Source organism: Actinoplanes utahensis, from assembly GCF_016862455.1.
Lineage (GTDB): Bacteria > Actinomycetota > Actinomycetes > Mycobacteriales > Micromonosporaceae > Actinoplanes > Actinoplanes utahensis.
This window is the reverse complement of record NZ_BOMZ01000011.1, coordinates 58,713-78,297: the sequence shown is the minus strand read 5'-3', so window position 1 is coordinate 78,297 and position 19,585 is coordinate 58,713. Positions and strand designations below refer to the sequence as shown.

At 72.7% G+C, this 19,585-nt stretch carries 16 protein-coding genes; 5 read left to right on the top strand and 11 right to left on the bottom strand.

What is annotated here, in order from left to right:
* Positions 1–352 precede the first annotated feature (352 nt).
* The 10 genes from Aut01nite_RS02955 to Aut01nite_RS02910 all read right to left on the bottom strand — a co-directional run bounded on the left by Aut01nite_RS02955 (position 353) and on the right by Aut01nite_RS02910 (position 13,381).
* Positions 353–1,108, bottom strand: coding sequence for an ABC transporter permease (locus Aut01nite_RS02955; RefSeq protein ID WP_043533706.1), 756 nt, complete (start codon positions 1,106–1,108; stop codon positions 353–355).
* Between the two features lie 41 nt (positions 1,109–1,149).
* The gene (locus Aut01nite_RS02950) at positions 1,150–2,121 is read right to left on the bottom strand and encodes a daunorubicin resistance protein DrrA family ABC transporter ATP-binding protein (protein WP_043533707.1); all 972 of its coding nucleotides are present in this window, start codon (positions 2,119–2,121) and stop codon (positions 1,150–1,152) included.
* 202 nt (positions 2,122–2,323) lie between these two features.
* A complete protein-coding gene (locus tag Aut01nite_RS02945) occupies positions 2,324–5,497 on the bottom strand; it encodes an ATP-binding protein (RefSeq protein ID WP_043533708.1) in 3,174 nt (1,057 codons plus the stop codon).
* A gap of 82 nt (positions 5,498–5,579) precedes the next feature.
* Positions 5,580–7,055 carry a GGDEF domain-containing protein gene (locus tag Aut01nite_RS02940; protein ID WP_052164666.1) on the bottom strand — a complete coding sequence of 492 codons (1,476 nt, stop codon included), beginning with the start codon at positions 7,053–7,055 and terminating at the stop codon, positions 5,580–5,582.
* A 13-nt stretch (positions 7,056–7,068) separates the two neighbouring features.
* Entirely contained in the window at positions 7,069–8,121 is a 1,053-nt protein-coding gene (locus Aut01nite_RS02935; protein ID WP_043533709.1) for a GtrA family protein, read from the bottom strand.
* A gap of 5 nt (positions 8,122–8,126) precedes the next feature.
* Positions 8,127–9,080 carry a phosphodiester glycosidase family protein gene (locus Aut01nite_RS02930; protein WP_043533710.1) on the bottom strand — a complete coding sequence of 318 codons (954 nt, stop codon included), beginning with the start codon at positions 9,078–9,080 and terminating at the stop codon, positions 8,127–8,129.
* 56 nt (positions 9,081–9,136) lie between these two features.
* On the bottom strand, positions 9,137–10,030 hold the full coding sequence (locus tag Aut01nite_RS02925; protein WP_084000233.1) for a Sco1979 family transcriptional regulator: 894 nt from the start codon (positions 10,028–10,030) through the stop codon (positions 9,137–9,139).
* Between the two features lie 218 nt (positions 10,031–10,248).
* Entirely contained in the window at positions 10,249–12,039 is a 1,791-nt protein-coding gene (locus tag Aut01nite_RS02920; RefSeq protein WP_043533711.1) for a carbohydrate-binding domain-containing protein, read from the bottom strand.
* Positions 12,036–12,797, bottom strand: a complete 762-nt coding sequence (locus Aut01nite_RS02915; protein ID WP_043533712.1) for a polyphosphate polymerase domain-containing protein — start codon at positions 12,795–12,797, stop codon at positions 12,036–12,038. Before Aut01nite_RS02915 ends, Aut01nite_RS02920 begins: the two co-directional genes overlap by 4 nt.
* On the bottom strand, positions 12,794–13,381 hold the full coding sequence (locus tag Aut01nite_RS02910) for a DUF4956 domain-containing protein (protein ID WP_043533817.1): 588 nt from the start codon (positions 13,379–13,381) through the stop codon (positions 12,794–12,796). The genes Aut01nite_RS02915 and Aut01nite_RS02910 overlap by 4 nt, the downstream gene beginning before the upstream one ends.
* Positions 13,382–13,558: 177 nt before the next feature.
* On the opposite strand from Aut01nite_RS02910, the gene Aut01nite_RS02905 reads away from it, so the two are divergent.
* From Aut01nite_RS02905 to lhgD, 5 genes are all read left to right on the top strand, one after another.
* Entirely contained in the window at positions 13,559–14,935 is a 1,377-nt protein-coding gene (locus tag Aut01nite_RS02905) for a ferredoxin reductase family protein (protein WP_043533713.1), read from the top strand.
* Positions 14,936–14,948: 13 nt separating this feature from the next.
* Positions 14,949–15,347: an FMN-binding protein gene (locus tag Aut01nite_RS02900; protein ID WP_043533714.1), complete on the top strand. Its 399-nt coding sequence runs from the start codon at positions 14,949–14,951 to the stop codon at positions 15,345–15,347.
* 7 nt (positions 15,348–15,354) lie between these two features.
* Entirely contained in the window at positions 15,355–16,047 is a 693-nt protein-coding gene (locus Aut01nite_RS02895; protein ID WP_043533715.1) for a response regulator transcription factor, read from the top strand.
* Entirely contained in the window at positions 16,044–17,408 is a 1,365-nt protein-coding gene (locus Aut01nite_RS02890; protein ID WP_043533716.1) for a HAMP domain-containing sensor histidine kinase, read from the top strand. Before Aut01nite_RS02895 ends, Aut01nite_RS02890 begins: the two co-directional genes overlap by 4 nt.
* Positions 17,409–17,517: 109 nt before the next feature.
* Positions 17,518–18,711 carry an L-2-hydroxyglutarate dehydrogenase gene (gene lhgD, locus Aut01nite_RS02885; RefSeq protein ID WP_043533717.1) on the top strand — a complete coding sequence of 398 codons (1,194 nt, stop codon included), beginning with the start codon at positions 17,518–17,520 and terminating at the stop codon, positions 18,709–18,711.
* A 33-nt stretch (positions 18,712–18,744) separates the two neighbouring features.
* Here lhgD and Aut01nite_RS02880 read toward each other — a convergent pair whose 3' ends face one another.
* The gene (locus Aut01nite_RS02880) at positions 18,745–19,575 is read right to left on the bottom strand and encodes an ABC transporter ATP-binding protein (protein WP_043533718.1); all 831 of its coding nucleotides are present in this window, start codon (positions 19,573–19,575) and stop codon (positions 18,745–18,747) included.
* Between the last annotated feature and the right edge of the window lie 10 nt (positions 19,576–19,585).

Sequence of the window (19,585 nt, the reverse complement as noted above, 5' to 3'; positions counted from 1 at the left end):
GGGCCTTGCTGCGGCGGATGCCGGGAGTCCGGGTCCTGTTACGGCGGGTTGCGGGAGTCCGGGCCGTGTTGCAGCGGATGCCGGGAGCCGGGGTCTTGCTGCGGCGGATCTCGGGAGTCCTGGCCCTGCTACCCCGGATCCCGGGATGGGGCGGTTGTGGTTTTGTCCGGCTGGTTGTGGCCGCCACAACCAGCCGGACCAGGGGTGACCGGGACGGGCATGCATGAGCGGCACCCGGGGACGGTCGTGAGGGGATGCCTGCTGGGGCCGCCGCGAGGCACGGGACGCTGCGTGGCCCGTACCGGAGAATGGTGTGCGAGGACCGGAAGCGGGCCGCCCCGCCGCAGCGGCGCTAGTGCCCCAGGCGGCGGTAGAGGCGCACCGACAGCAGACCGAAGACGACGATCAGCGCGACCGGCCAGGCGACCGCCAGCAGCAGCGCGTTTTCGGCCGGCCACGAGTCCGAACCCAGGCCCGGATTGCCGAACAGGCTCCGCAGCGCGGTCGTCGTCGCCGACACCGGGTTCCATTCCGAGACGGTTCCCAGCCAGCCCGGCATGAGTTCCGGCGCGACGAAGATGTTGGAGACCGCGCTCACCGGGAACGCCAGCGGGAAGACGATCATCGAGACCGTGTCGGGGTTCGGCGCGGCCAGACCCAGCGCCACCCCGACACAGCTCAGCCCGAGCCGCAGCAGCAGGAGCAGCCCGATCGCGGTCAGCAGATCCGCCACTCCGTGGTGCCAGCGCCAGCCGATCAGCAGACCGCACACCACCAGCACCGTCGTCTCCAGCATGGCCCGCACCAGATCCGCGGTCACCCGTCCGCTGATCAGCGCCGACCGGGCCATCGGCATCGACCGGAACCGGTCGATGACACCACGGCCGACGTCCACCGCGATCCCGGTGGCCGTCGCGCCGATGCCGTAGAGCATCGTCATCACGAAGACGCCGGGCATCAGGAACTCCCGGTACGTGCCGCCGCCGGGCACCGACATCCCGCTGCCGAACACGTACCCGAACACCAGCACGAACATGATCGGCAGGCTGAAGTAGATGATGATCTCCTCCGGCGCCCGCACCACGTGCCGCAAGTACCGTCCGGTCATCGCGTATCCGTCGCTGAGACCCCGCGACAGCGATGCGGCGCTCATGCCGTCACCGCCACGCGCTGCGCCGCCTGGCCGCCGGTCAGCTGCAGGAACGCCTCGTCCAGCGTGGGCCGGTGGATGCCGATGTCGGCGACCGCGATCCCGGCCTCCTGGAGCACGCCGACCACGGCGGTCAGCGCCGCCATCCGGTCGGTGACCGGCGCCCGCAGCCGCCGCTGATCCGTGTCCACGTCCGGCCGTCCGCCGGTCACCCGGGCGACGAGGTCCGCCGCGTCCCCGAGCCGGCCTGCGTCGCGCACCACCACCTCCAGACGGTCCGCCCCGAGAGCGGTCTTGAGGTCGTCGGGGCTGCCCTCGGCCACGACCCGGCCGGCGTCCACCACCGCGATCCGCCCGGCGAGCTGATCGGCCTCCTCCAGGTACTGCGTGGTGAGCAGCACCGTCGTCCCGTCCGCGACCAGGCCCCGGATCGCGTCCCACACCTGGTTGCGGCTGCGCGGGTCCAGGCCGGTGGTCGGCTCGTCCAGGAACAGCACCCGGGGCTGCCGGATCAGACTGCTGGCCAGATCGAGGCGCCGGCGCATCCCACCCGAGTAGTCCTTCGCGGACCTGCCGGCCGCGTCGCTCAGGCCGAACCGTTCCAGCAACTCGTCGGCGCGCCGCCGTGCCGCCGCCGGCCGCAGCCCGTACAACCGGCCGAACAGCACCAGGTTCTGCCGGCCGCTGAGCAGCTCGTCGACGGCCGCGTACTGCCCGGCCAGCGCAATCCGCTCACGCACCGTCGCCGGGTCGCGCAGCACGTCGGCACCGGCCACCTCGGCCCGCCCGCCGTCGCACCCGATCAGGGTCGACAGCACCCGCACCGCGGTGGTCTTCCCGGCCCCGTTCGGCCCCAGCAGCCCGTACACGATGCCACCCGGAACTCGCAGGTCGAACCCGTCCAGTGCGGTCACCCCGTGCGCCCCGCGATATCGCTTGTACAGCCCTTCGGCCACGATCGTGAATGTCATGGCGACACGTTCCCGCCCCGCGCTGACCGTCCGCGCACCAACCGCTGACAGCCCGCTGATCACGCACGGTCCGCGGTCCTTCTCGCACCCCTTTCTCCGGTACGGGCCACGCACTGTCCCGTGCCTCGCGGCGGCCACGGTAGGCGTCCCCTTCCGGCCGTCCCCCGGTGCCACTCATGCGTTCCCCTTCCGGTCACCCCGCTCACGGAAGGGCGATCGCCTCGGCGGGGGAGAGGGACATGCCTTCGGCGAGGGCTTCCGCGTACGCCGGTGCGCCGAGCGCCGCCCGTGCCCCCGCCGCCGCGCGTGCCGCCGGTTCGGAGCCTTCCGGGTCGGCGCGCAGCCCGAGGGCCCGCACCGCGCCGAGGAGCCGGGCCGCCCGCACCGGATCTCCGGCGGCGACGGCGAGGCCGGCCAGCCGGTCGAGTGCCTCCGCCATCGCCGGGAAACCGATCATGCCGCCGCGGATCGCGAACACCTCGCGGTAGTGGGCGGCCGCCCCCAGCGGATCACCGGAGAACTCGGCGATCCGGCCGAGCACGACCAGGATCGCCATCCGGGTGCCGTCCGCGCTGTACCAGCCGACCGGGCAGGCGGCGAGCGCCTCCCGGCAGTACCGCCACGATTCCGCGAGGGCGTCCGGCGGGGCGGACGGTGCACCGGCGCGGGTCAGGGCGAGGGTACCGAGTCCGAGGAGGGCGCCGGCGACCAGTTCCGGAGCGCCCGCCGTGCGGGCCAGGTCGGCGGCGCGGGTGAAGTCCTCGACGGCTCCCGCCAGGTCACCGGTGTCCTTGCGCGCCTGGCCACGGGCCCGGAGCAGGTCGGAGACGTCGATCGTGGACCCGAGCTCGCCGGCCAGCCGCAGCGCCTCCGCGGTCGGGACGATCGCGGCCGCCGGGTCACCCCGCCAGGACGCCGTCTCGGCGAGCCCGGACAGTGCCAGCATCGTGCCCCAGCGGTCACCGAGCGCCCGGAACCCGGCGAGGGAGGTCCGGAACTCGACATCGGCCAGACCCGGCTCGGCCCCGGAGAAGAGCAGCATGTACCCGCCTCCGACCGCACCGAGCGCCTGACTCCACGGATTCCCGGCGATCTGTTCCCGCAGCCTGTGGTTGAGTTCCACGATGTCGGCCAGTTCGTCGTCCGGCGGTCCCACCGCCATCGCCGACAGATAGAGCAGGAACGGCTGGGCCGGCGCCGTCGCCAGGTCGCGGATGTAGCCGGCCCAGCGGGCGTCGACGCGCCCCGCACCGGGTTCGAGGGCCGCGACGAAGACGCTGAGCACGTACTCCTCGGTGTGTCCCGGTGGCGGTTCCGGGCCGCTCGCCGCCAGTGCCAGCCGGGCCAGCGTCGCCGCCTCGGTCCGCGATCCCCGCACGTACCAGTAGAAGGACAGCACGGAGACCAGCCGCAACGCCGTGTGGGCCGCCCCGTTCGCCGCGCTGCGCCGCAGCGCGGCATGCAGATTGTCGCGATCCGCGTCGAGACGCCTCAGCCAGGCGATCTGATCGAATCCCCGGAGGTACGGGTCCGCCCGCGCCGCGAACTCCAGGAAGAACGCGGCGTGCGCCCGCTCCATCCGCGCACGCTCGCCGGACTCGTCGAGCCGCTCCGCGCAGTACGCCCGGATCGTCTCCAGCATCCGGTACCGGTCCCCGTCCCGTTCGATCAACGACTTCGCCACCAGCCCCGTCAGCACCTCCACGACGTCCGGGGAACCGCAGACGGATTCGACGGCGTCGAGGGTGGCGCCGCCGGTGAAGACGGTGAAGCGGCGGGCCAGAACGCGTTCGGGTTCGGTGAGCAGGTCCCAGCTCCAGGCGACGACGGCCTGCAGCGTGCGGTGCCGGGCGGCGGCGTTCCGGCTGCCTGCCGACAGCAGCCGGAACCGGTCGTCGAGCCGGGCGGCGATCTCGTGCACCGGCAGCGCGTGCAGCCGGGCCGCGGCGATCTCGACGGCCAGCGGCAGACCGTCCAGGGTGCGGCAGAGCCGCCCGATCGCGGCGGTGTTCTCCTCGGTCAGCGTGAAGCCGGGCATCACATCCGCCGCCCGGTCGAGGAACAGCCGCACCGCCGGATAGGCGGCCGGGCTCACCGCCACGGCGTGGGGGGCGGGGGGCGAGGGCGGGACCGGGAGGCCGCCGACCGGGCACAGCGCTTCGCCGGTGATGCCGAGGGGTTCGCGGCTGGTGGCGAGGATCCGCAGGCCGGGTGCGCCGGCCAGCAGTCGTCCCGCCAGGGTGGAGGCGGCGTCGATGAGGTGTTCGCAGTTGTCCAGAACCAGGAGGAGACGGCGTTCGGCCAGGGCGGCGACCAGTCGTTCGGTGACTCCCGGAGCGGCGCCGGGGTGCGGCGGGCGGGACACCGGACTGTTGGTCAGCGGGACGTCGCGGAGACCGAGAGCGATCAGTACCGCCCCGGGCACGTCGCCGGTTCCGGCGAGTTCCACGAAACAGACGTCACCGTCGTGCCGGGCCGCGATCTCCGCGGCGAGCCGGGTCTTCCCCGCGCCGCCCGGTCCGTGCAGCGTGAGCAGCCGCCGGGTACGCAACGTGTCCGTCACCCTGGCGAGTTCGTCGTCGCGCCCCACGAAGCTGGTCAGCTGGCCGGGCACCCCGTGCCGGACCGGCCCCCGCGTGGGCGGCTCCGGGGCGCCGCCGTTCCGGAGCAGTTCGACGTGCAGGGCGGTGAGCTCCGGTGACGGGTCGGCGCCCAGTTCGTCCGCGAGGGTGCGGCGCGCGTCCTCGTACGCCGCCAGGGCCTCGGCCTGCCGTCCCGCCGCTGCGAGGGCCCGCATCAGCAGCGCCCGCGGCCGTTCCCGGAGCGGGTGGCCGGCGATCAGGTCCCGGAGCCCGGCGATCGGGTCCCCGGAAGCGGGCCACGTCAGGTGCGCCTCGTAGAGGTCCTCCAGGGCGGCCACCCGCGACTCCGTCAAGCGGGTCACGTGGCCGGCGGCGAACGGCGCGTCGCGTACATCGGCGAGGGGGTCTCCGCGCCACAGGGTGACCGCCTCGCTCAACAGCGTCACCGCCCGGCCCGCGTCGCCGGCGGCGAGGGCGTGCCGGCCGGCCGCCGCGAGCCCGGTGAACCGGTGCGCGTCGACGGTCTCGGGCGGGACCGCCAGGTGGTACCCGGCCGGACCGAAGTCGACGGGCAGCGACTGCCGTAACCGGGAGACCGCCGACTGGAGGGCGTTCGCCGCTCCGGCCGGCGGATCGTCGCCGTAGAGACCGTCGATCAGCCGGTCGATGCCGACCGGCCGTCCCGCGTCGAGCAGCAGCATCGCGAGCAGCGCCCGCACCCGGGGGCCGCCCGGCGGGACGAGGGTCCCGTCCGGGCGTTCCACCCGCAGGGGGCCGAGGATGCCGAACCGCATGCCGCCGATTCTGCCGCCCCGGTCCGTCGATGTCCCCCGCGCCCCGTCGTGTCCCCTCGGCGCGGGGCCCGGCGCACCGGGTCTAGGCGGCGAGGCCGCTGGCGACCGGCGTGGGGGAGTGGGCGCTGGCGACCTGGTTGCGGCCCGCGTTCTTGGCCGCGTAGAGGGCCCGGTCCGCGGCGAGTACCAGCTCCGACGTGGAACCGGCGGCCGGCATCCCGGCGACGCCGACGGACACGGTCACCTGGTGCAGCCGGGTCTCGCCGACGGCGATCGGGGCGACGCAGACGCCCCGGCGGACCCGTTCGGCGATCTCCCGCGCTTCTTCCGGGCCGGTGTCGGGCAGCAGTACGGCGAACTCCTCGCCGCCGTACCGGGCGACCACGTCACCGGGCCGCACCAGCGAGCGCAGCCGGTGGGTGACCTCGACGAGGACCCGGTCGCCGCCGTTGTGCCCGAACGTGTCGTTGACGTGCTTGAAGTGGTCGATGTCGAGCAGCAGCATGCCGAACGGGACGCCGTACCAGTTGGTCCGGTCGCCTTCGTTGGTGAGGGCCTCCTCGAAGTACCGGCGGGTCCGCAGCCCGGTCAGGCCGTCGGTGATGGCGGCCATCCGCTGTGCCCGGACCAGCCCGGCCATCCGCAGCATCACCAGCAGGAACACGATGTTGCAGACGACCGCCGCGGCGACCAGGTGCTCCTTGTTGCCGAGGTAGTGCTGGACGACGGTGGAGGTGGGCGCGGTGATCGCGGCGATCGCCAGGACGGCGAGGCGGCCGGGGGTGGCGTCGGGGGTGGCGGTGCTGGAGGCGGTCACCAGTTGCGGTGCGGACGGGTGCAGCACGGCCGCGGCCATGACGAAGCTCGCCGCCATCCAGAACGCGTCGAGGAAGTTGCCGCCGTGGTAGGTGCCGTTGAGGCTCTGGATGCCGTAGACGCTGTCGGCGAACAGGACCAGGAGAAGGTACCCGCCGATGAACCGCAGCGCGGTGGTGCGCGGGCCGGCGCCGAGCATCAGGCGCGCGCCGACGACCATCAGCATCAGATCACCGATCGGGTACGCGACCGAGGTCAGCGAGGTGAACCGGTCCTCGAAGTCGATGTTCGGGACGATCAGGAACAGGAAGATCAGGTACCCGGCGCCGATCGCGACGATCGACGCGTCGATGATGCTGGCGCTGTTCCAGCCGGGGGTCCGCCGCCGGACGATCAGCAGCAGGCCGATCGCCATCAGCGGGTACGCGGCCAGGTAGAACAGGTCGGCCGGGCCGGGGTAGGGCGGTTCGCCGTGGACCAGCGCGCCGATGTAGAACACCACGTCACCGACCACCCCGGCCGCGCCGGACGCGCTGAGCAGGTAGAGGATCCTCCGCATCGGCTTGTGCCGCCGGGCGGCGACGAGCGCGCTGATCGAGAAGACCGTGTTGGCGCTGACGTAGAGGGCGACCTGACCGGGCGCCCACTGGTCGCCGGCCACCAGAAGGTAGTACAGCGCGATGGTGATCGGGGCCGCGGCCAGGCAATAGTGCCAGGCCGCCGGGCGCCGCAGTTCTCTCATGCCGCCAGCGTGATCATCCGCGGGAGCCGGCGGGCTGCGGCACGGTTGCGATCCGGGTGCGGGCGGCGGGCCGGCGGCGGAAGACGAACAGCCGCTGGATCGCGAAGCCGGCCAGGAACAGGGCCGGTTCGGTGACGAGTTTGCCGACGACGAGGGAACCGGTCAGGGCGGTCAGCAGTTCCAGCAGGGCCACGTTGGCCGCGAGGGAGGCGAGGGCCAGGGCGGCGTACCGGGGGAGGGCCCGGCGGTGCGGCGCCTGGTCGAAGACGGCCCGGCGGTTGACCGTGTAGTTGACCGAGGCGCTGACCAGCCGGGCGACCACCGCGGAGGCGGTCAGGTGGCCGGTGCCGGCGACCAGCACGGCCAGCAGCGCGGCGTCGATCGCGAAGCAGAGCAGCGACGAGCCGGCGAAGGCGAGGAGCGGACCGTAGATGCGGGCCGAGTCGATCACCGGCCGGAAGTGTGACGACCGATTGCCGTCGAGGTAGACGGTGGCGATCTCGACCTCCTCGATCGGCAGGCGTTCCCGGGCGGCGCGCAGCAGCAGGCGCAGCTCGTACTCGAACCGGTCGCCGGGCACCCGGCCCAGCCAGGCCAGCGTGCGGGCCGGGTAGCCGCGCAGCCCGGTCTGGGTGTCGGTCACCGCGAGCCCGGTGATCGCCGTGAAGGCGATGCGAGTGGCGGCGTTGCCGAAGCGGCTGCGGGCCGGCACCCGCCCGGTGAACCGCCGGACGCCGAGCACCATCGCGGCCGGTGACGTCCGGACCCGGCCGGCGACCGCCTCGATGTCCTCGACCCGGTGCTGCCCGTCGCTGTCGGCGCAGACCACGTCCTCGCCCGGGCAGCGTGCCGCCACGTGCGCGAACCCGGTCTTCAACGCGAAACCCTTACCCCGGTTGTGGCTGAGGGTGATCACTTCGGCGCCGGCTTCGCGGGCCTTCGCGAAGGCTTCGGCGTACGCGGGACCGCTCCCGTCGTCGACGACCAGGACCCGGTGCCGGTCCAGTCTCCCGACCAGATCGGCGAGCCGGTGGTCGGGCTGGTACGCGGGGATCAGCACGATCACGGCGCTCAGCCCGCCACGTACAGGATGTCGCTGGTCCCGCGCTCCTGGCCCTTGCCGAGCGGATCATTGACCAACCGGTCCTGGAAGATCATCGCCGACGATCCGCCGCCGTCGAGGTTGTACGCCGTCTCCGCCCCCAGCCCCACGAGGATCTCCGCGAACTCCGGCATCGTGACGCCCCGGCTGTATCCCTCGCTGCGCCCGTCCACCACCACGAACAGCAGGTGGTTCGCGGCGACCAGGCCGACACCGGTACGCGGCTGCTGCCCCTGGACGGAATGGTTGCCGAAGTTGGTGTCGACCTCCACCCGGTCGATCCCGGAGATCGCCTTCCCGTTCTCGACGAGGCCCGGCCCGAACGACAGCGTGTTCCACACCCCACCGGCGATCAGCCGGTCCGCGGTGGTGGTGGTCTCGTCGTACAGCCTCATCGTTCCGTCGGCGTGGAACGCCAGCCCCTGCCGCGCGCCGGAGTCCCGGAACGCGACCCCGTTGCGGATCACGATCCCGGTGTCCCGGAACCCGTAGTAGTCGCCGTTGATCGCGAGGACCGCGTTCACCGAGGCGGCGATCTCCGACGGGTTCGCGATGATGTTCGCGCCGAACTGGTCGTTCGCGAACGCCGACCGCACGATCGTCGCGTCGGTGACCCGCACGTCCGCCACGAAGTAGGTGATCGTGTCGGCGCCCGACCCGGTCGACGTCTTCGTGATGGAGATCTTCGCGGTGTCGCTGGTGTACGTGCTGGCGGTGGCCGTGCCGCCGGAGTCCGCCTCGGCGGCGACCACGTTCTGCGCGGTCAGCGTGGAGGCTCCGGAGACCTCGACGTGGTCGAGGACGTAACGGTCGAGGGCCCAGGCGCCGCCACCGCCGGCGGCGGCGAGCAGGCCGAGACCACCGGCGAGGAGGCCGCGGCGGCTGACGGTGCGGGACTGACGGGGTACGGGGTTCGCTGTCACATGCCGAAGTGAAGCGGCGGATCTTGTGGGCCTGCTGTGCCCGGCCCGTGGGCGCGTTACGAGCGGGCGTCCAGCTCCGCCAGGAGGGATCGGAGGATCTCCGGGGTCCGCTGCGGCAGCTCCGCCTCGATGAACAGCCGGCCGATCGCCGCCGCGTACTTGTCCACCTCCTCCCGGCGCTCCAGGTAGAGGCCACCGGTGAGGTGTTCGATGTAGACCACGTCGGGCAGCTTGGCGTGCGGGAACCGCAGGATGCTGAACGCCCCGCCGGCGGCCGCGTGACCGCCTTTCTCGAACGGCATCACCTGCAACCGCACCCGCGGCGACTCGGACACCTTCAGCAGGTAGCGGATCTGCTCGCGGAGCACCTCCTGGCCGCCGATCGGGCGGCGCAGCACCGCCTCGTCCAGCACCGCCCACAGCCGGGGCGCCTCGGCCCGGTCGAGGACCTGCTTGCGGGCCATCCGCAGTTGCGCCCGGCGGTCGATCTCGGCGGGGCCGCCGGCCTCGTGACCGAGCCTGATCACGGCCCGCGCGTACGCGTCGGTCTGCAGCAGACCGGGCACGAACTGCACCTCGTAGGTGCGGATCAGCTCGGCCGCCTGCTCCAGATCCAGATAGTTCTGGAACCAGGTGTCGAGGACGTCGCCGTAGGCCTGCCACCAGCTCGGCGCGTTGGCCTCGCGGACCAGGGTGAGGACCCGCCGGTGCTCGGCCTGGTCCGCCACGCCGTACAGCTTCAGCAGATCGGTGACGTCGCGTTCCTTGAAGCCGACACGGCCCAGTTCCATCCGGCTGATCTTGGACTCGGAGCCGCGGATGACATATCCGGCGGCCTCCCGGGTGATGCCCTTGGCCTGGCGCAGGGCACGCAGATGGGCGCCGAGCTGGAGCCGGCGGACGGTGGCGCCGCTGCCGCCGGCGTCGCCCTCGCCGTCGATGCCGGTCACTTCGTCGGACACGTGGACCTCGACTGTCCTCTGTGGATGCCGTGATGACGGTCGGCCTCAGCATACTCATCCGCACCCTTGTCGCACGCTCACATCGGTGAGCGATCGGACACACCCCGTCAGAATCCGATCAGCCGGAAAGCAGCCGTGACCCCGGGACCGGCGGAGGGGGCGCCGGTCCCGGGGCACGGCCTCGGGAGTGTGACGGACGAGCGGGGTCAGCGGCGGCCGCGGCCACCTCCGCCCGCGGGGGCCGTGCCGGCGGTCACGGTGGCGACCGTGGTGGCCGAGCCGAGCGTGCCGCCGGTGGCCAGCCCGCCGGTCGAGGCGCCGGTGGCGGTGCCGCCGGTGGACACCGTGTACTGTCCGCCGGTCGTGATCTCCGGCGACGAGTAGGTGATGTTCTGGATGCTCTTGCTCGTCACGTAGGTGCCGACGACCGTACCGCTGCCGTCGGTGATCTGGACGGTGGTGCCGGCGGCGATCGCGGTGGTCAGGGTCGCGGAGATCCAGCCCTGCTTCGAGTCGGCGCCCGGGGTGACCACCATGCCGGCGCTGCCGGCGGCGAGCAGCGTGCCACCGCTCACGGTGAAGGCGCCGTCGACGTCGAGCGCCCCGTTGCCGTCGCCCTCCGGGCCGTCGACCACGACGGTGCCGCCGGTGATCGTGGCGACGCCGTTGGAGTCGAGGCCGTCACCGCCGGAGTCGATCACCAGCGAGCCGCCGTTCACCGTCACCGAGAAGTCGCCGACCTGGTCGCCGCCGCCGGGTCCGCCGCCCCAGCCGCCGCCCTGGCCGGACGTGGTCGAGGAACCGCCGGCGCCGTTGATGCCGTCGTCGCTGGAGACCACCCGTACCGTGCCGTCGTTGAGCACGAACGCGGCCGCCTCCAGGCCCTCGACCGCCGACGACACCAACAGCGTGCCGGCGTCGACGATCTGCTGTCCCTCGGCGTGCACCCCGTCGTCACCGCTGGCCACGGTCACCTTCGCGCCGTCGACGTGCACCGCGCCGTCGCTGTGCACCGCGTCGTCGGAGGAGTTCACGGTGGCGGCGCCGCCTCCCAGCACGGCGATCACCCCGGCCTTGAGACCCTTGGCGGAGGCGTCGTCGGCGGGCTGCACGGTGTACCCGCCACCGGCCAGGATCGTGATCGTCCCGCCGGTGGTGACGAGGTCGGTGGTCGCGTCGATGCCGTCGCCCTGGGTGGTCAGGTGGATCGTCCCGCCGGCCACGGCCACGTACCCCGCGTCGGCGTCCTCGTCGTTGTCGCTCTTGATGCCGTCGCCGCCCGCGGTCACGGTGATCGTCCCACCGTCGATCACCACGTAGTCGCGGCCGCGCAGCCCGTCGTCCTTTGCCGTCACGGTGATCGTCCCGGATTTCACGAGCAGGCCGTCCTTGCTGGTGACGCCGTCGTTGCCGGTTCCGGTGACGGTCAGCTTCCCGGTTCCGGTGACGGTCAGGTGGCCGGCGCTGAACAGGGCGGCGTTCACCTCCGCGGAGTCGACGTAGGAGGAGGTGTCGGAGAGGACGTTGTCGCCGACGAGTTCGACGACCAGCTCCTTCACGGCGGTGGCGGCGATCGCGGCCGTGGTCGTGCTCCGCACCGTGGCGCCGTCGAGGATCAGGGTGACGGTGGCGTCCGGGGCGGTCACCACGATCTGCCCGGCCAGCTCGCCGCTGATCGTGTAGGCGCCGGCGGCCGTGATGGTGACGGTCGCGCCGTCGACCTCGACGCCCTCCGCGGACGACGTCGCCGACGACCCGGTCAGCGTGATGGTCCCGGTGGTTCCGGACCCGGTGGTCCCGGCGGTGTGCACCTCCGTGTTCGCCGCGAGGACGGCGGCGGCGTTCTGGGTGCCGTCGACGGCCGCGGCGGTGGCGGCGACCCGGGTCGTGCCGGTGGCCTCACTCGAGGACGACGAGGCGGACGAGCAGCCGGTCAGCACGGCCGTGGCCAGGACCAGGGAGCTGACGGCGGCGAGGACCTTCTTGCGGATTCTCATCGGATCCCTTTCACGAAGTGCTTGTTCAGGACGGGGCGCCAGCGGTTGGAGGGCAGGCCGGGGCGGAGCGCGGCGAGGCCGGTGGCGTACTTGGAGATCGAACAGGGGCGGTGGCCGAGCGACCAGAGCAGCCGGTCGACGCCGGAGGCGGCCCGGGCGGACTTGGTCTCGACGATCACCGAGTGCGGCATGTGGACGGTCGAGCCGTCCGTGAGCTGCCAGGCCAGGCCGGTGTCGATGGTGACCCGGCTGCCGGTGGACGGCACGTACAACGTGGTGCGGTGGTAGTAGGTGGCCAGCACCGCCCGCAGATCCAGGTCCGCCGGGAGGATCCCGGCGCCGGCCAGGGTCCGCGCGGCATGGGCACGGCCCTCCGGGCCCAGGTCACGACCGTTTCCCGCGTACGGGATCCGCTCCTTGACCGTGACCCCCCGCGATCCGCGCGTCTTCACCTCGACGAAGTCGAGCCCACTGTCCAGATAGGTCCGGATCCGGACCTTGAAGCGGCGCCGCCGCCGGCGGGCGGCCGCCAGGTAGGCGTCGAACCCGGCCGTGTCGAAGTAGACCGAGCGGTAGCCGAACGTCCGCCGCCCGTCGATCTCCAGTTCCCGCACGCCGTGCGGCATCCGGTCCAGCAGATTCGGCAGCGCGTCCGCGGGCAGCAGGTACTTGCGGTCCAGCCGGGTCAGCAGCGCGGCCTCGCCGACGAGCTCGTCCAGGCCGATCGGGGCGAAGTGTGCCAGGGTGGCGCCGGTCATCGCGCGTTCACCTGCTCCAGCCGCGGGCCGAGGTTCCGGGCCCGGTTGCCGGCGGCGACCCAGCGGACCTCGACCAGGGTGCTGTCGTTGACCATGTCGATCTGTTTGACCACCACGGTGGTGACCCGGCCGCCGAGCATCGTCTCCAGGTGGGTGCGCAGCGCGTCCTCGTCGGTGTGCGCGACGTCGAGCCGGATCAGCTGGTTGCGGTGCCGGCGGAACAGCGCCGGGTGGTCGCCGATGAACAGCGCGGCGACGACGAGCGCCATCAGGCCGAGGTGCGGGGCGTCCATCACGTCGCCGAGACCGGCGATCAGGCCGAGGGCGAGAGCGGCGAAGTAGTACGCGATCTCGTGCTGGCTGATCTCGTCCGAGCGGAGCCGGATGATCGACAGGACGCCGAAGAGGCCGAGTCCGAGACCGGCGCCGACCGCCGTGTCGCCCAGGACGACGGCGACCGCGAGGACGCCGATGTTCACGCCCAGGAAGGCGGTGACCAGGTCACGCCGGCGGTGGCGGGGGAAGTAGACACCGAACGTCAGGACGGTGATCGCGACGAGGTCGGCGACTACGGCGAGCAGCATGGTCACTGGGAGCTTCCTTCAGGTGTCGTTCATCAGGTGTTTCCATTTCGCCGGACGTTGCTGTCCGCATCCTGTGCGGCCTCTGTGCCGTGACTCTGAAATCCGCGTCCCCGTTCTTAGGCAAGCTTTAAGATCGACTCGGGGCCGTCTTACGGAGCGCCGTCAGGGTTGTCGCTCATGACCGCTACCGCTGTGCCCCCTGTCCGGGAACGGAGCGCCACCCCGCGCTGGTGGCCCGGAGCCGGGGCGTCCGCCGCCGTGCTGAGCCTGCTGATCGTCACCGTGCTCTGGGCGGGCAACGGCGGCCCGGCAGAACTCACCGGCGCCGGCGCGATCACCGCGATCGGGCGCCTGACCGGCCTGTACGCCTCCGACCTGCTGCTGCTCCAGGTGCTGCTGATGGCCCGGATCCCGCTCGTCGAGCGCGCGTTCGGGCAGGACCGGCTGGCCCGCTGGCACCGGCTGACCGGGTTCACCTCGTTCTGGCTGATGACGCTGCACATCGTCACGATCACCGTCGGGTACGCGGCCGGCGCGAACGCCCTCACCACGCTGTGGGACCTGATCTGGACGTACCCCGGCATGCTCCTCGCCGCCGCGGGCACCCTCGCCCTGGTCATGGCCGTGGTCACCTCGGTGCGGGCGGCGCGCCGCAAGCTGCGGTACGAGTCGTGGCACCTGCTGCACCTGTACGCCTACCTGGGTGTCGGCCTGGCGCTGCCGCACCAGATCTGGGCCGGCGCGGACTTCACCGGCACCGCCTGGGCGCGGGCGTACTGGTGGACGTTGTACCTGGCCGCGGCAGGCGCCGTCCTGGCGTACCGCATCGGGTTGCCGGTGTGGCGCAACCGCAGGCATCGCCTCACCGTGAGCCGCGTGGTGCCCGAAGGTCCCGGCCTGACCTCGGTGTATCTGACCGGGGAGCGGCTCGCCGAGCTGCCGGTGCGGGCCGGGCAGTTCTTCCACTGGCGGTTCCTGAACGGGCCCGGCTGGACCCGGTCGAACCCGTTCTCGCTGTCGGCGACGCCCGGCGGCGACGAGTTGCGGATCACCGTGAAGAGCCAGGGCGACGGCAGTTCCCGCGTGGCGGCCCTGCGGCCGGGGACGAGAGTGTTCGCCGAGGGGCCGTACGGCAAGCTGACCGGGGAGTCCTACGCCGGGGAGCCGGTGGTCCTGATGGCCTGCGGCATCGGGATCACACCGCTGCTGTCGCTGCTCGGCGAGCTGCCGTACCGCGACGGCGAGGCCACTCTGATCTACCGGGCGCGCGGCGAGGAGGACCTGGCGTTCCGCGGCGAGCTGGACTGGCTCGCGTCCCGGCGCGGGGTGCGGGTGGTGCCGCTGACCGGGCCGCGCGCCGGCCGTGCCTCCTGGCTGCCCTCGTCGCTCGCCACGCACGGCGACGTCGAGGCCCTGCGCCGGGTGGCGCCGCACATCGCCGCCTCCCGGGTCTACATCTGCGGCCCCGAGGAGTGGGCGGGCGCCGCCCGGGCCGCGGCCCTCGACGCCGGGGTACGCCCGGAACGCGTCCACACCGAACTCTTCGCCTGGTAACGGAGCCCCTGAGATGCGACGAATCATGCTGTGGATGATCTCCACGGTGGCCGCGCTGGTCCTGCTGTTCGGTTACCGGACCAGCACCGGCCAGAGCGCCGTGGTGGAGACGGCGGCGGTCGCGCCGGTGGGCGCCGGGCAGAGTTTCAGCGGCGCCACCGTGGCGACCCGGGAGGGCGACGTCCAGGTGGTGATCACCGTCGCGGACGGGAGGATCACCTCGGTCGCCGTGCCGGTCCGTCCGGGCGGCAGTCCGAAACACGAGGAGATCAGCGCGCGGGCCGTCCCGAAGCTGATCGAACAGACCCTCGCGGCCCAGAGCGCGGACATCGACACGGTGTCCGGCGCCACCTACACCAGCGGCGGTTACCTGCAGTCACTGCAGTCGGCGCTCGACGCGGCCGGGCTTTAATAGGCCCATGCGGATCCTGGTGGTGGAGGACGACGCGGCCGTGCGTGACTCGCTGGCCCGTACCCTGCGGTTCGAGGGCTATCAGGTCGACACCGTCGGTGACGGCCTGGCGGCTCTCGACGCGGTGCGGGCCGGCGAGCCGGACGCGCTGATCCTCGACGTGAGCATGCCCCGGATGGACGGCCTGGAGACGTGCCGCCGGCTGCGCGCCGGCGGGGTGCTGATGCCGGTGCTGATGCTCACCGCCCGCGACAGCGTCGGCGACCGGGTCGCCGGGCTCGACGCGGGCGCCGACGACTACCTGGTCAAACCGTTCGCCCTGCAGGAGCTGCTGGCCCGCATCCGGGCTCTGCTACGCCGGTCCGCGCTGGTCACGGCGCCCACGTCGGCCGCGGATCTCCTCGAGTTCGCGGATGTCCGGATGGACCAGACGACCCGTGAGGTGTGGCGGGGCGACCGGACGCTGAAGCTGACCCGTACCGAGTTCGGGATCCTCGAGGTGTTCCTGCGCCACCCCCGGCAGGTGCTGTCCCGCAGCGCGCTGTTCGAGCAGGTCTGGGGTTACGACTTCGGCGAGGGGTCGAACAGTCTGCACGTCTACCTCGGCTATCTTCGGCGCAAGCTGGAGGCCGAGGGCGAGGCGCGACTGCTGCACACCGTCCGCGGCGTCGGTTTCGTGTTGCGGGAGGAGCCGCTGTGAGGACCTGGTGGCGCAGCCGGACTCTGCACGACCGGCTCTCCCTGCTGGTCGCCGGCGCGGTCGCGGCGGCGGTGCTGCTCGTCTCGGCCGGTGCCTGGGTGACCGTCCGGCAGATCCAGCAGGACAAGATCTCCGCCGAGCTGCTCGCCGACGCCCGGACCATCGCCGACAACCCGTGGCAGTGGCTCGACTCGCAGGGCGCCCGGCCCGGACCGGACGGCAAGGAGATCGGCCCCTGCTGGCAGATCCTCGACGGCGGCGGCGCGGTGGTCGGCGGCAGCGCCACCCGGCTGCCGGTCACCGACACCGCCGTCCGGATCGCCACCGCCGGGCACGCCGAGACCCAGGAGAAGATCACCGTCGGGCCGGGCGAGTTCAACGTGCTCACCGTGCCGATCGACGGCGGGGGAGCGGTGCAGGTCGGCCTCGACCCCCGGCCGGACGAGCGGGTGCTGGCCCTGTTCGCGGTGCTGCTCGCGGTCGGTTGCGCGGCCGGGGTCGGCGGGGCGGCGGTGCTCGGGCGGACCGTCGCACGCGCCGGGCTGGCCCCGGTGGACCGGCTCACCGACGCCGTCGAGGACGTCGCCGTGACCATGGACCTGACCAGGCCGGTCGAGGTGTCCGGTGACGACGAGATCGCCCGGCTGGGCCGCTCGGTGAACGCCATGCTGACCGCCATCGACTCCTCCCGGCGGTCCCAGCGCGCCCTGGTCGAGGACGCCGGGCACGAGCTGCGGACGCCGTTGACCAGTATCCGTACCAACGTGGAGCTGCTGCTGGAGATCGAGCGCCGCCCGGAACTGGCCCACCGGCTCCCCCCGGACGAGCGGGTCAAGCTGCTCGCCGACCTGGACGCCCAGGTCCGTGAGCTGGCCACGCTGACGACCGAGCTGGTCGAGCTGTCCCGCGAGGAGGGCAGCCGGGAGACGATCGAGCAGGTGGAGTACGCCGAGGTGGTCACCGCCGCGATCAACCGGGTCCGGATCCGCGCGCCCGGACTGACCTTCGACACCGACCTCGACCCGGTCACCGTGCTGGGCCGCCCCGGCGAACTGGAGCGGATGGCGGTGAACGTCCTCGACAACGCCGCCAAGTGGAGCCCGCCCGGCGGCACCGTCACGGTCCGGCTGAAGGACGGCGTGCTCACCGTCGCCGACAATGGTCCCGGCATCGCCCCGGAGGACCTGCCGCACGTCTTCGACCGGTTCTACCGGGCACCGGCCGCTCGTTCGATGCCCGGTTCCGGGCTGGGCCTGGCGATCGTCGCGCAGACGGCCGGCCAGCACGGCGGCGTGGTCACCGCCGGCCCCAACGAGCCGCACGGCACGGTCGTCACGGTGACCCTTCGCGTGCCGGGGTGAGCCGTCCCGCGAGGAGTCTGTGGCGGCGGTGCGGTTCGATAGCGGGATCAGGATCTCCGGCATCCACTTCGGACGCTGGAGTGGGGCGAACTCGTGAGGAGCGGCACACGTGGCGGACGAGACCATCGGGATCATCGGGGCCGGCATCGTCGGGCTCGCCATCGGGCGGGAGATCACCCTGCGGCGGCCGGGCGCCCGCGTCGTGGTCGTGGAGAAGGAGTCCGAGGTCGCCCGGCACCAGACCGGGCACAACTCCGGGGTGGTGCACGCCGGGATCTACTACCCGCCGGGCAGCCTGAAGGCCGAACTGTGCACCCGAGGGCGGCTGCTGCTGCGCGAGTACTGCGCGGAGCGGGGGATCGCCTACGACGAGTGCGGGAAACTCGTCGTGGCGGTCCGGGAGGACGAGCTCGGTCGTCTGGACGGTCTGGAGAAACGGGCGCGGGAGAACGGTGTGCCCGGTCTGCGCCGGGTCGATCCGGCCGGGATCCGCGACATCGAGCCGTACGCCGCCGGGCTGGCCGCGCTGCATTCGCCGGAGACGGCGATCACCGACTTCCCCGGCGTCGCGAAAGCGTTCGCCGCGGACATCCGCGCGGCCGGCGGGGAGGTGCGGTTCGGCTTCCCGGTCACCGCCATCGCCCGCGACAAGGGGCACATCCGGATCGCGTCCGGGGAGCGGAGCGTCACCGTCGATCGGCTGATCATCTGTGCCGGCATCCACAGCGACCAGGTCGCCGGGCTCGCCGGGGACACCGCCGAACCGCGGATCATCCCGTTCCGCGGTGAGTACATGCGGGTCAGCGACGAGAAGGCGGACCTGGTCCGGGGCATGATCTACCCGGTTCCGGACCCGCGGTACCCGTTCCTCGGCGTGCACTTCACCCGCCGGGTGACCGGGATCGTCGAGGTCGGCCCGAACGCGGTGCTGGCCACCGCACGGGAGGGCTACACCCGTACCCGGATCTCGATCCCTGACCTCGCCGGTATCGCCGCCTGGCCGGGCACCTGGAGGATGGCCCGCCGGCACTGGCGGACCGGGGTCAAGGAGGTCCTCGGCTCGCTGTCCCGGAGCCGGTACATGGCCGAGGCGCAGCGGTACGTGCCGTCGATCGGGGCGGCCGACGTGGTGCGGGCCGGCGCCGGCGTGCGCGCCCAGGCCCTGGACCGCGACGGCAGCCTCGTCGACGACTTCCGGATCCATCGGATGGGTCCGATCACCGCCGTCCGCAACGCCCCCTCACCCGCGGCGACGTCGTCCCTGGCGATCGCCGCGCACGTGGTGGGACAGATCTTCGGGTGAGTCGCCCCGCGCGGGGACCGGCCCGGCCGAGGGTCAGGGCACGGCGGGGGCCGGGTGCGGCACGCCGCTGCGGCGGCGGGCGGCCGGGACGACCAGGGGCGTGCCGGTCTCCGGGTCGTCGATCACCCGGCAGGCCAGCCCGAAGACGTCCTCGACCAGCGCGGCGGTGAGCACGTCACCCGGCTGCCCGGAGCCGACGATCCGGCCGGCGCGCATGGCGATCAGGTGGGTCGCGTACCGGGCGGCGTGGTTGAGGTCGTGCAGGACCGCGACGAGGGTACGGCCCTGGCGTTCGTGCAGCTCCGCGCAGAGGTCCAGCACCTCGATCTGGTGCGCGATGTCCAGATACGTGGTCGGCTCGTCGAGCAGCAGCAGCGGCGTCTGCTGGGCCAGCGCCATGGCCAGCCACACCCGCTGCCGCTGCCCGCCGGAGAGCTCGTCGACGTGGCGGTCGGCCAGGTCGGCCACTCCGGTGGCCTCCATCGACTCGGTGACCACCCGCTCGTCGGTGGCCGACCAGCGGCGCAGGATGCTCTGATGCGGGTAGCGCCCGCGGGCCACCAGCTCGGCCACGGTGATGCCGTCCGGGGCGGTCGACGACTGCGGCAGCAGGCCGAGCGTCCTGGCGACCGTACGCGTGGGCTGGGAATGCACGTCCCTGCCGTCCAGCAGCACCGTGCCGGCCGACGGCTTCAGCAACCGGGCCAGGGCGCGGAGCAGGGTGGACTTGCCGCACGCGTTCGGCCCGATGATGACGGTGAACGAGCCGTCCGGGATCTCGACGCTCAGCTCCTCGGCGATGACCCGTTTGTCGTAGGCGAGCGTCATCCCGCTGCCGCTGAGCCGAGGCGTGTGACCCGTCATGTTCTCTCCT